General features: G+C 67.0%; 14 protein-coding genes. 12 read left to right on the top strand and 2 right to left on the bottom strand.

Annotated features, from left to right (window positions below):
- Nucleotides 1-38 precede the first annotated feature (38 nt).
- On the bottom strand, nucleotides 39-254 hold the full coding sequence (locus ACWDUN_RS00295) for an MbtH family protein (RefSeq protein WP_449922997.1): 216 nt from the start codon (nucleotides 252-254) through the stop codon (nucleotides 39-41).
- Between the two features lie 545 nt (nucleotides 255-799).
- Between ACWDUN_RS00295 and ACWDUN_RS00290 the strand changes: the two genes are divergently transcribed.
- The 9 genes from ACWDUN_RS00290 to ACWDUN_RS00250 all read left to right on the top strand — a co-directional run bounded on the left by ACWDUN_RS00290 (nucleotide 800) and on the right by ACWDUN_RS00250 (nucleotide 9,144).
- Nucleotides 800-1,243: a hypothetical protein gene (locus ACWDUN_RS00290; protein WP_449922995.1), complete on the top strand. Its 444-nt coding sequence runs from the start codon at nucleotides 800-802 to the stop codon at nucleotides 1,241-1,243.
- A gap of 163 nt (nucleotides 1,244-1,406) precedes the next feature.
- Nucleotides 1,407-2,498 carry a homogentisate 1,2-dioxygenase gene (locus tag ACWDUN_RS00285; RefSeq protein ID WP_449922993.1) on the top strand — a complete coding sequence of 364 codons (1,092 nt, stop codon included), beginning with the start codon at nucleotides 1,407-1,409 and terminating at the stop codon, nucleotides 2,496-2,498.
- A 63-nt stretch (nucleotides 2,499-2,561) separates the two neighbouring features.
- Nucleotides 2,562-3,752 (top strand): alpha/beta hydrolase family protein, encoded by a 1,191-nt coding sequence (locus ACWDUN_RS00280; protein WP_449922991.1) that lies wholly within the window; start codon nucleotides 2,562-2,564, stop codon nucleotides 3,750-3,752.
- 109 nt (nucleotides 3,753-3,861) lie between these two features.
- Nucleotides 3,862-5,073, top strand: a complete 1,212-nt coding sequence (locus ACWDUN_RS00275) for a CaiB/BaiF CoA transferase family protein (RefSeq protein WP_449922988.1) — start codon at nucleotides 3,862-3,864, stop codon at nucleotides 5,071-5,073.
- 2 nt (nucleotides 5,074-5,075) lie between these two features.
- Nucleotides 5,076-5,978 carry a hydroxymethylglutaryl-CoA lyase gene (locus tag ACWDUN_RS00270; protein ID WP_449922985.1) on the top strand — a complete coding sequence of 301 codons (903 nt, stop codon included), beginning with the start codon at nucleotides 5,076-5,078 and terminating at the stop codon, nucleotides 5,976-5,978.
- Nucleotide 5,979: 1 nt separating this feature from the next.
- Nucleotides 5,980-6,603, top strand: a complete 624-nt coding sequence (locus tag ACWDUN_RS00265) for a TetR/AcrR family transcriptional regulator (protein WP_449922983.1) — start codon at nucleotides 5,980-5,982, stop codon at nucleotides 6,601-6,603.
- 17 nt (nucleotides 6,604-6,620) lie between these two features.
- Entirely contained in the window at nucleotides 6,621-7,859 is a 1,239-nt protein-coding gene (locus ACWDUN_RS00260) for an acyl-CoA dehydrogenase family protein (protein WP_449922981.1), read from the top strand.
- Entirely contained in the window at nucleotides 7,856-8,800 is a 945-nt protein-coding gene (locus ACWDUN_RS00255) for a phosphotransferase family protein (protein ID WP_449922979.1), read from the top strand. Before ACWDUN_RS00260 ends, ACWDUN_RS00255 begins: the two co-directional genes overlap by 4 nt.
- Entirely contained in the window at nucleotides 8,797-9,144 is a 348-nt protein-coding gene (locus tag ACWDUN_RS00250) for a DUF6285 domain-containing protein (RefSeq protein WP_449922976.1), read from the top strand. Before ACWDUN_RS00255 ends, ACWDUN_RS00250 begins: the two co-directional genes overlap by 4 nt.
- A 34-nt stretch (nucleotides 9,145-9,178) precedes the next feature.
- On the opposite strand, the gene ACWDUN_RS00245 is transcribed toward ACWDUN_RS00250, so the two are convergent.
- A complete protein-coding gene (locus ACWDUN_RS00245; protein WP_449922973.1) occupies nucleotides 9,179-9,790 on the bottom strand; it encodes a class I SAM-dependent methyltransferase in 612 nt (203 codons plus the stop codon).
- Between the two features lie 41 nt (nucleotides 9,791-9,831).
- On the opposite strand from ACWDUN_RS00245, the gene ACWDUN_RS00240 reads away from it, so the two are divergent.
- Genes ACWDUN_RS00240 through ACWDUN_RS00230 form a run of 3 tightly spaced genes read left to right on the top strand, consistent with a single transcriptional unit; the run spans nucleotide 9,832 to nucleotide 11,129 of the window.
- Nucleotides 9,832-10,212 (top strand): nuclear transport factor 2 family protein, encoded by a 381-nt coding sequence (locus ACWDUN_RS00240; RefSeq protein WP_449922971.1) that lies wholly within the window; start codon nucleotides 9,832-9,834, stop codon nucleotides 10,210-10,212.
- Entirely contained in the window at nucleotides 10,212-10,721 is a 510-nt protein-coding gene (locus ACWDUN_RS00235) for a YceI family protein (protein ID WP_449922968.1), read from the top strand. The genes ACWDUN_RS00240 and ACWDUN_RS00235 overlap by 1 nt, the downstream gene beginning before the upstream one ends.
- A gap of 9 nt (nucleotides 10,722-10,730) precedes the next feature.
- Nucleotides 10,731-11,129, top strand: a complete 399-nt coding sequence (locus ACWDUN_RS00230; RefSeq protein WP_449922965.1) for an Rv3143 family two-component system response regulator — start codon at nucleotides 10,731-10,733, stop codon at nucleotides 11,127-11,129.
- The last annotated feature ends 125 nt before the right edge of the window (nucleotides 11,130-11,254 follow it).

The raw sequence follows: 11,254 nt of genomic DNA, 5'->3' as shown, positions 1-11,254 counted from the left end.
TCCCACCCTCGAATCGCGACGTTGTGGTGTCGACCGAATCAGTTGGCGGCCAATCGGTCACGCAGACTCTTGGGTCGGATATCGGTCCATTCGCGTTCGATGTAGTCCAGACATGCCGCGCGGTCGTCCTCGCCGAAGACGACGCGCCACCCGTCCGGGATGTCGGCGAACGTCGGCCACAGACTGTGCTGCTCCTCGTCGTTGACGAGCACCACGAAGCGGCCCTTGTCATCGTCGAACGGGTTGGTGGTCACGCTGCCTCCAATGCAATTGACGAACAGGACAATTCGAGGACGTGGTAGACGGGCCGATCGTCGCCGGAGGCGAAATCTTTCCTGAAGACACCGACACCTTCCGGTTCGGCAGTTCAGCGCGGGTTTCGCCGACGGTCGATGCGTTGCCGGGCCCGGCCGAGTTGGAGCAGCCTTCGGGACTCTCCGAGAGGATGGGGGCGTGTAAACCCGCAAACGTCAAAGCGAAAACAACTTTCTCCGCGATATCGACACATGGCTGCGACAGGTGTGCCGCCGAGATCGGATTCCGTTCCTGCGCACATCCAATCATCAGCGCCCCCCTGGCAACCATCCGGGTGTGAGCTTACCCAACCTCGCAATGACAACGGGCCGTGTCAATACAAAAACCGCAGGCAGAGCGAACATCATTGATCGCGAATTGACCTCTGCGAAAATTCGTGCGGCGCAGCCGAATGCACATGTCGTCTCGGTCCGCCGTCCCACCCACCGAGATCGGATCCGCCGTTCGTTCGAATGCGCCCCCGCGGGGCCCTATTGTGGTGGTCATGCGGCCAGCAAAGATGCACTCCGATCTCCGACGGCGCACCGCCGCCCGAGTCGCCGGCGCGTTGGCGGCCACAGGAATGGGCATATCGGCACTCGTCATGCCATCGGTCGCCGCGGCCGAGGTGGCACCCGATCAGGTCGCGCTGTCGACGCTCGATGAGATCGTGCGCGGTGACTACCCCGCCGCCACGGCGGAGTTCAACCCGACGATGAGGATGTTCCTGCCCGCGCCCGCGCTGCAACAGTCCTGGGACATGTACCAGCAGATGTTCGGGCGCTATCAGTCACATGGCGTTCCGGAGAACATCCAGCGCGGTGACGTGACGGTGGTGAACGTGCCGCTGCAGATGACTCAGCGGCACGGTCAGCTTCGGGTGTCGGTGCAGCCCGACGGCAGCGTCGCCAGCCTCACCTTCCTGCGCGAGGGCGTGCCGGTCCCCTAGACCGCACCTCCTTCCCCTTTGCGCGAGAGACCGTGTCTGTACACGACACGCCGGTCGCGAAGTGCAGTTTGCGGTCACTCGCTGGAGGTTGAACCTTGCGCGGCGCCGAAACGAAAAGTAACGTCACTTTCAGTTTTCCGGTCGTCGATCGCCGAGGAGCACCATGGAATCCTTCGTCCACCTGCGCAGAGGCAAGACGCCCAAGCGCGTACACGCCGATCTCGACGGCCTCAAGGACGATGAGCTCGGCCGCGGCGGTTTCGTCGGGCGCACCGCCAACATGTACCGGCGCAACGACCCGACCGCCTACCGCACCGTCGGTCCCCTGCGCCCCACCGACGTGCTCTCCTCGGAACTCAAGCCCGGCGATGCGACCGACGCCCACGGTGGCCCGCTGCTGATGTTCTCCAACGACGACTGCCTGGTTCTGCTGTCCCGGCGCACCGAACCGATGCCGTTCTTCGTACGCTACGTCGACGGCGACCTGCTCATCTTCGTGCACAAGGGCGCCGGCCTGTTGGAAACAGAGTTCGGACCGTTGCGCTACCGCGAGGGTGACTGGGTCTACCTACCCAAGGCGTGCACCTTCCGGCAGGTGCCCGATGAGGAATCGACGTGGCTGATGATCCAGGCCACCGACGACTTCCGGGTTCCGCCGGCAGGCACCCTGGGCCGGCACTTCCCGTTCGATCCGGCGCAGGTCACCATCCCGGAGCCGAGCCCGATCGATGACGACGGACGCGACGAGTACGAAGTCCGCCTGATCCACGAGGGCGGACCGACATCGCTGTTCTATCAACATCATCCACTCGACGTCGAAGGTTGGCGCGGCGATAACTTCCCGTTCACCTTCAACATCGAGGACTACACCGTCATCACCTCCGAGAGCGTGCACCTGCCGCCCACCGTGCATCTGTTCATGCAGGCGACGGGCGTGTACGTGATGAACTTCCTGCCCAAGCCGGCCGAGAGCGTCCCAGGCACCGAACGCACGCCGTGGTATCACCGCAACGTGGACTACGACGAGATCGCGTTCTTCCACTCCGGCTCGCTGTACGGAATCCCGATGCCGCCGGGACTGGTATCGCATGCGCCGCAGGGGGTGCACCACGGCGCGCCGGAGAAGGCGCGGGAACGGGCTCGCCGCAAGTTCGACGAGTACGACCGGGTGGACTGGTCGGTGATCGCCATCGACACCCGACGCCGCCTGGTCCCGTCCGCCGAAATCCTCGCCAACGATCTGGGGCAGCACTGATGAGCGCTTGCGCGAAGAAGAGAAGGCACTGATGAGCGCTTGCGCGAAGAAGAGAGGGCACTGATGACGACGACCGAAGCACCCGTGAAATACGATTACGACCGCATCCCCTACCTGGTCGCCTACCAGAACACCTCCAGCGTCCGCGACGTCTACGGCGGCGTGGCCGAGCTGGTGGTGCTGGAGAGTTATCTGCTCAAGCCCAAGACCAAGGAGTCCGACACCGTCCTGGTGTTCATGCACCCGATCGGCGGCGGCGCCTACCTGCCGATGATCAACGCGCTGGCCCGCGCCGGGCACCATGTCATCTACTGCAACAGCCGCTTCCGCGGTACCGACTCCGCGCTGCTGATGGAGAAGGTGGTCGAGGATCTGGGTGAGTGCATCAAGGACGCCAAGAACCGGCTGGGCTATGACAAGGTGGTGCTCGCCGGCTGGAGCGGCGGCGGGTCGCTGTCGGTGTTCTATCAGCAGCAGGCGCAGCATCCGACCGTCACGGCCAGCCCGTCGGGTGACGGTCCGGACCTGACCGAGCTCGGACTGATACCGGCCGACGCCATCATGCTGCTGGCAGCCCATATCAGCAGGCACGGCACCATGACCGAATGGATGGACGCCTCCATCCTCGATGAGAACGATCCGACCAAGCGCGACCGCGAGCTCGACCTGTACAACCCGGACAATCCGAATCAGCCGCCTTACACGCAAGAATTCCTGGACCGCTACCACGAGGCGCAGATCGCCCGCAATCGCCGAATCACCAAGTGGGTCAAGGAGAAGTTGGCCGAGCTCAAGGCGGCCGGCCGCCCGGATGACGAGTACGCCTTCGTCGTGCACGGCACCATGGCCGACCCGCGATGGCTTGACCCGGCGGTGGATCCCAACGAACGCACGCCGGGCCAGTGCTATCTGGGCGATCCTCAGGTGGTGAACATGAGTCCGGTGGGCCTGGCCCGGTTCTGCACCCTGCGCAGCTGGCTGTCACAGTGGAGCTATGACGACGCCAACGGCGACGCGGTCAAGGCCGGACCCGATATCGCGGTGCCCACCTTGGTGATCGGCAATCTGGCCGATGATGCCTGCACGCCCAGCCACACCCGTCGCCTGTTCGAGGCGATCGGGCACCCGGACAAGGAGATGCACGAGATCCACGGCGCCAATCACTATTACTCCGGGCCCGATCAGCGCGGGACGCTGCGCGAGGCGGTCGGGATCTGTACCGACTGGCTGCACCGGCACGGGCTGTCGCAGTGACGACGCACCGGCGAACAGACACAAACCTGCGCATGTCGGCAGGTTTTGCGGCGAGTTTGCGTTCCCCCGCAAGCGGGAGGTGCCCCCAGCTCGCGGGGAGGCCGGGCGCATGACCGCGACCGTCACCGGAGCGCTCGACGGTATCCGGGTCCTCGAACTCGGCACCCTGATCTCGGGCCCGTTCGCGGGCAGGCTGCTCGGCGACATGGGTGCCGACGTCATCAAGATCGAGCTGCCGAGCACGCCGGACCCGCTGCGCACCTGGGGTCAGGCCGAGCTGGACGGACACCATTTCTTCTGGACGGTGCACGCCCGCAACAAGAAAGCGGTCACCCTCGATCTGCGCACCGACCGCGGCCGGGACCTGTTCCTGGAACTCGTGGACCGCAGCGACATCATCGTCGAGAACTTCCGGCCCGGCACGCTGGAGAAGTGGAATCTCGGCTACGACGTGCTGCGCGAGCGCAACAGGGGGATCATCCTGGTGCGGGTCTCCGGCTACGGGCAGACCGGGCCCGACGCCGGTAAGGCCGGATACGCCTCGGTCGCCGAGGCCGCCAGCGGACTGCGGCACATGAACGGCTTCCCCGGCGGCCCTCCCCCGCGCCTGGCGCTGTCGCTGGGTGACAGCCTGGCGGGGATGTTCGCGGCGCAGGGCGCGCTGGCGGCGCTGTATCGGCGCACCGTCACCGGCGAAGGACAGATCGTCGACACCGCACTGACCGAAAGTTGCCTGGCCGTACAGGAATCCACCATCCCGGACTATGACGTCGGCGGCGTGGTACGCGGCCCGTCGGGAACCCGGCTGGAAGGTATCGCGCCGTCCAACATCTACCAGAGCGCCAACGGCAGCTGGGTGGTCATCGCGGCCAATCAGGACACCGTCTTCCGCCGGCTGTGCGCCGCGATGGGCAGTCCCGAACTGGCCACCGACGAACGGTTCGCCGATCACGTGGCGCGCGGGCGCCATCAGGACGAACTGGACAAGATCATCGGCGATTGGGCCGCACAGCGCCAACCCGAGGACATCATCACCACACTGTCGGCGGCCGGGGTGATCAGTGGCCCCATCAACACCGTCGCCGAGGTCGTCGAGGACCCACAGTTGCAGGCCCGCGGCATGATCGCCGACCATTGGGACGAACGTATCGGACGTAACGTCAAAGGTCCCGGCGTGGTGCCGGTGCTGTCGGAATCGCCGGGCACCATTCGTCATTCGGGATCATCGCGGCCGGGTCAGGACAACGACGAGATCTACACCGGGTTGCTCGGACACAGCGCCGAGGAACTCGCATCGCTGCGTGCCGAGGGGGTGCTGTAGACATGGACCTGCCCGCACACGTGGATATCCGCGAGGTGTGCCTGCGCGACGGACTGCAGATCGAGGATCCGATTCCGTTGGCGGCCAAGATCGAGATCCTGGAGGCGATCGTCGCCACCGGGGTCCGGGAAATCGAGGCGACCGCCTTCGTCTCCCCGTCGAAGGTGCCCGCACTGGCCGATGCCGCCGAACTCGCCGCCGAACTGTATCGGTTTCCCGACGTGGCCTTCTCCGCACTGGTCGCCAGCCCGAACGGCGCCAAACGTGCCATCGCGGCCGGGCTGACGTCCATCGAGTACGTGGTCTCGGCCTCCGACGCGCACAGTCGCGCCAACGTCGGGCGTGATTCCACCGAGGCGACCGCGGCCATCGCCGATGTCGCCCGCATCGCCCACGATCACGACGCGACGGTCGAGGTTATCATCGCGACGGCCTGGGACTGCCCGTTCGACGGCCCCACCGATCAACGGAAGGTACTCGATATCGCCTCGGCCGCTGTCGAACTCGGTGTCGACCGGATCGCGATCGCCGACACCATCGGCACCACGACCCCGCGGCGGGTCGCGACCCTGGTCGAGGCCATCCGACCGATCGTCGACGGACTGCCGCTGGGTGCGCATTTCCACAACACCCGCGGCGCCGGGCTGGCCAGCGCCTTCGCCGCCGTGCAGGCCGGCGTGACCCGGCTGGACGCCGCGGTCGGCGGCCTGGGCGGGTGCCCGTTCGCGCCGGGAGCCAGCGGCAACATCGCCACCGAAGATCTGACCTATCTGTTGCGTGACAGCGGGATCGGCGTGGACGTCGACCTGCCGGCGGCCATCGAGGCGGCCCGCGTCGCGCAGCGGGCGGTCGGTCACGAACTGCCCAGCGCGCTGTTGCGCGCCGGGGACCGAATCCTGGGCTGACGTGACCGCCGCGAATTCCTCGCTGCCGCTGACCCCCAAGGGTCGCCAAACCCGGGAGGCCATCGAGCTGGCCGCCCGGAAGCTGTTCGCCGAACGCGGTTTCCACGGCACCACGTTGGCCGATATCACCTCGGCGGCCGGTAAGTCCGCCGCGGTGTTCTACCGCTATTTCGACGACAAGGAGGATCTGCTGGCCTCGCTGGCCGAGTCCTTCCTGCACGATATCGTCGAGCCGTCGGGCAACCGCGTGCCGCTGCCCGAATCACCCGAGGACACCGAGTACTTCCACACCGTGGTCACCGGATACTGGAACCTGTTCAAGCGCAATATCGGAATCATGATCGCGGTCGCCCAGCTCGGCGCCACCCAGCCGCGATTCGCCAAGGTGCAGCACGAGTTCCGCCGGTTCGGGATGGACATGGTGGCCGAATCCGTCCGGCGTGCTCGCGAACAGGGTTACGCCCAGGACCTCGAACCCGAACACATCGCCGCGGCGATCGCGCTGTTGTTCGAGAATTTCACCGTCGTCGTGGTAGGCAATCCTGGAACGGAACTGCAGATCAGCGATGCCGACGCCATCACCACCCTGTCGACGATCTGGAAGAAAACCCTGTACGGCAACTGAGTCGAGGAGAGAGCACCGTGGATTTCGCTTTGCCGGAACACCTTCCGGGCCTGCTCGCCGAGATGGACGCGTTCATCGAGGCCGAGATCAAGCCGCTGGAACGTGAGAACATGCAGTACTTCGACCGGCGCCGCGAGTTCGCTCGCACCGACCTGGCGGGCGGTGGAGTCCCGGCCCGCGAGTGGGAGGATCTGCTCGACGAGATGCGCCGGCGCGCCGATGCCGCCGGCTGGCTGCGCTACGGGCTGCCCGAGGAGTTCGGTGGCCGCGGCGGCTCCAATCTCGACATGGCCGTCATCCGGGAACACTTGGCCCACAAGGGACTCGGGTTGCACAACGATCTGCAGGACGAGTCGTCGATCGTGGGCAACTTCCCGCAGGTCATCATGATGAGCAAGTTCGGCACCGAGGCGCAGAAGGCCGAGTGGATCGAGGCCATGCTCACCGGTAAGCGGTCCATGGCCTTCGGGCTGACCGAACCCGACCACGGCAGCGACGCCACCTGGCTGGAGACCACCGCGGTGCGCGACGGTGAGGACTGGGTGATCAACGGCGCCAAGCGCTGGAACACCGGCGTGCACCGGGCCACCCATGATCTGATCTTCGCCCGGACCTCCGGGGAGGCGGGCTCGGCCACCGGCATCACCGCATTCCTGGTGCCCACCGACACCCCCGGCTTCACCGTGCCCTACTACTGGTGGACCTTCAACATGCCCAGCGACCACGGCGAGGTCGAGCTCTCCGACGTCCGGGTTCCCTCCGATGCGGTGCTCGGCGAGGTCGATCACGGCCTGGAGGTGGGCCAAACCTTTCTGCACGAGAACCGGATTCGGCAGGCGGCCAGCAGTTTGGGTGCCGCCCAGTACTGTATCGACCGGGCCGCCCGATACGCCGGCGAGCGCATCGTCTTCGGCAAACCGCTGTCGGTGAACCAGGCCGTCCAATGGCCGCTGGCCGAGTTGCAGACCGAGGCACAGATGGTGCGCCTGCTGGTGTACTACGCCGCCTGGCATCTGGACCGCGACCACCACATGGAGGTCTCGGACAAGGTCTCGATGGCCAATTACCGGGCCAACCGGCTGGTGTGCGAGGCCGCCGACCGGGCCATGCAGATCCACGGCGGTATCGGCTACAGCCGGCACGAGCCTTTCGAGCACATCTACCGCCACCACCGCCGATACCGGATCACCGAGGGCGCCGAGGAGATCCAGATCCGCCGCGTTGCCCAGCGGATGCTCAAGTTCGGCCGCAAGTGATCGACCCGGACGCGCTGGCGGCCGTCCTCGAACCGGCACTCGGGCCGGTCCGCGTCACCGATCTGCGGGTGTTGACCGGCGGGGCGAGCCGGGCGACGCTCGCCTTCACCGCCGACGATCGGCCGCTGATCCTGCGCACCGGCCCACCCGATGACGTGCACGCAAGCATGGAGTTGGAGGCGGCCGCGTTGCGCCGCGCGGCCGCTGCAGGCGCACCGGTGCCGCAGATCATCGCCGCCGACGACTCCCCCGCCGCGCTCGGCAATCCGTACCTGGTGTGCGATTTCATCAACGGTGAGACGATCGTCCGCAAGATCGCGCGCACCCTCGACGACGGGTCACGGGCCCGGCTGCTGCGTCAGTGCGCGCAGGCGCTGGCGGCCATCCACCGCGCCGACCCGGACGGTATCGGACTGTCGGCCACCGACCCGCTGACGGAGTGGCGCACCCAGCTCGACGAGATGGGAGACACCACAGCGGTATTCGAGTACGCCTTCCGGTGGCTCGAACAACACCGGCCGGCACGTACACCCCCGGTGCTGGTGCACGGGGACTTCCGGATGGGCAATCTGATCGTCGACGACAACGGGCTGGCCGCGGTGCTCGACTGGGAGCTCACCCATATCGGGGAGGCGCTCGACGACCTGGCCTGGTTCTGCATCCGCGCGTGGCGGTTCGGGGCACCGGCGAGCCTGGGCGCCGGTGGGCTGGGCAGTATCGAGGACTTCGTCGGCGCCTACGAGGCGGCCGGCGGCGCGGCGGTCGACCGCGACGCGCTGCGCTGGTGGCTGGTCGCGGCGACGCTGCGCTGGGGTGTCATCTGCCGGTATCAGTTCGAGCGGCATCGGTCCGGGCAGACGCGCTCGGTGGAACTCGCCGCGATCGGGCGCCGGGTGTGTGAAACGGAGTACGACCTGCTGACCTTGCTGGAGACGACATGACGGATCTGCACTACCGGCCCACCGCCGCCGAACTCGTCGCCGCCGTCGCCGAGTTCCTGGAGGGCGAGGTGCGCTCGGAGACCGGGCCGGACGGTCGGCTCGCCGACGCTGGGGCGCTCAACTTCCACGCCCGCGTCGCCGCCAACGTGCTGCGCACCGTCGAACGGGAGCTGCTCGACGAGCGTCCCGCCCCGGATCTGCTCGGGTTCGCCGATGAGGCGGCCCTGGCCGCGGCCATCCGCGCCGGCGAGTTCGACGGCCGCGACGGCGAGCTGATGCCGACGCTGCGGACGCTGGTGGCGCATCGGGTGGCGGTCGCCCATCCCGGCTACGACCACGAGTGACTCGGCGCTGATGTCCTCGGCGCCGCGCCATCGCTCAGACCCGGCGCACCCGCGCCAGCCAGGCGGGCTCGTCGACGACGGCACCGGCCGGCAGCCCCAACGCCGCGGCGTGCATCTGCCCCACCACGCCGCGGTAGGTCGTGGTGTCCAGCGCTTCGATCTCCCAGCCGTCGGTGAAGGCCGCCCGGATCACCGGCTCGCTGACCTGCGGCCCGAAGCCGCGGCCGGCGTCGGAGAGCGCGAGCAGATGCAGGTACCCGCCCGGCGTCAGGGCGCGGTGCAGCCCGGCGACGTAGCGGGCCCGCTCGTCATCGTCGTCGAAGATGTGGAACAGCGCGCTGTCCAGGATGCTCTGGTGAACCGCGGTGACCTCGAAGGCATCGGCAACCTCGAAACGCGCGTCCACTCCGCGTTCGGCGGCGTTGGCGCGGGCCTGGGCGATGGCATGCGGCGCGAAGTCGATTCCGCGGACGTCATAGCCCAGCCGGGTGAGCATGATGGTGTGCTCGCCGGATCCGCAGCCGATGTCGAGGATGCCGCTGCGCAGCACGCCGGTGCGTTCCAGGGCCACCACCGCGGGTTGGGGCTCGCCGATCACCCATGGCGCGGTGTGTGTTTCGTAGGCCGAATCGAAGCGTTGTCTCATCCGACCAGTGTTCAACCTGAACGAAAGTTGAGGTCAATACCATGACCGAAGCCGTTGCCGACCGCCTCTTCGGGGCCATCGAACGCGGCGACTACGCCGCTGTGGAGGCGCTGTGGGCCGCCGACGTCGCCGTCTGGCACAGCGGTGATGCGGCCGACAACGACCGCGTGCTCGCGCTGAAGGTGATCCGCTGGTTTCTGCGGGTCACCGCAACGCGGCGCTACGAGATCCTGGACCGGCAGTTCTTCGAGGGCGGTTTCGTGCAACAGCACATCCTGCATGCCGAGGCCACCCATGGCGCGACGATCCATTTGCGGGTATGCATCGTGATCAAGGTGGGCACCGACGGTCTGATCACCCGGATCGACGAGTACTTCGATCCCGCCGAGATGGCGCCGTTGCTGGGAAACCGAGGAGCATGATGGATCTGCAGGACTGGGCCGGGACCTGGCGATTGGACCCGCAGCGGACGACGGTCACCGCCCACAGCCCGACCTTCTGGGGATTCGTGCACGTCAAAAGCGTGTTCGAGGTGCGCGACGGCAGCGCGGTGGTCGACGGCGACCGGGTCACCGGCTCGGTTACCGTCGATGCCGCATCGGTGCGCACCGGTATCAAGCGCCGCGATGAGCACCTGCGTTCTGCGGACTTTTTCGACACCGAACGCTTCCCGACGGTCGAGGTCGCCGTCGACTCCGCCGAGGTCACCTCGCCGTCGTGGGTCACCCTGCAGGTGCGGGTGACGATCAAGGGCCGCGAACAGGAATTCGACCTGCCCGCCCATGTGCGCGGCCTGGCCGATGGCGCCGTGCGGTTGAGCACCACGGCGACCCTGAACCGGCGCACGTTCGGTGTCGACGGCAACCTGCTCGGCATGATGGGCGACGCGGCAGGCATCGAAGCGGCCGCGGTCTTCGTCCGTCAGCCGTAGCATCGGGGCGTGGCCGACACCGATGCGCAGCTACGGATTTTGGTGTACAGCTCCAACAACCGCACGCGGGAGCAGGTGCGCTCGGCGTTGGGCCGACGCATCCATCCGGACCTGCCCGAGCTGACCTATCTGGATGTGGCGACCGCCCCGATGGTGCTCACCCAGGTTGTCGACGGCGGGTTCGACCTGCTGATCCTCGACGGGGAGGCGGCTCCGAGTGGCGGGATGGGCCTGGCCAAACAGCTCAAGGACGAGATCGCGGATTGTCCGCCGATCCTGGTGCTCATGGGCCGGGCCGATGACGCCTGGCTGGCGTCGTGGTCGCGTGCCGAGGCCGCGGTGTCGCATCCGATCGATCCGATCAGGCTCGGCGAGGCGGTCGCGGACCTGTTGCGCAGAATGGCCTGATCCAGCACGAAATCGGCTGTGGCCGTTGACTCTTCATCACCCTCGCCGGTGAGGGTGAGCGACCCAGCTGTTGGTTGAAATCCTATCGGAAATGCGGCGCCCCGACCGTTGACGTGTCTAAGCTG

Source organism: Mycobacterium sp. NPDC003323, from assembly GCF_053589535.1.
Note: the sequence above shows the minus strand (reverse complement) of the source record. Positions and strands in the feature narration are given on the sequence as shown.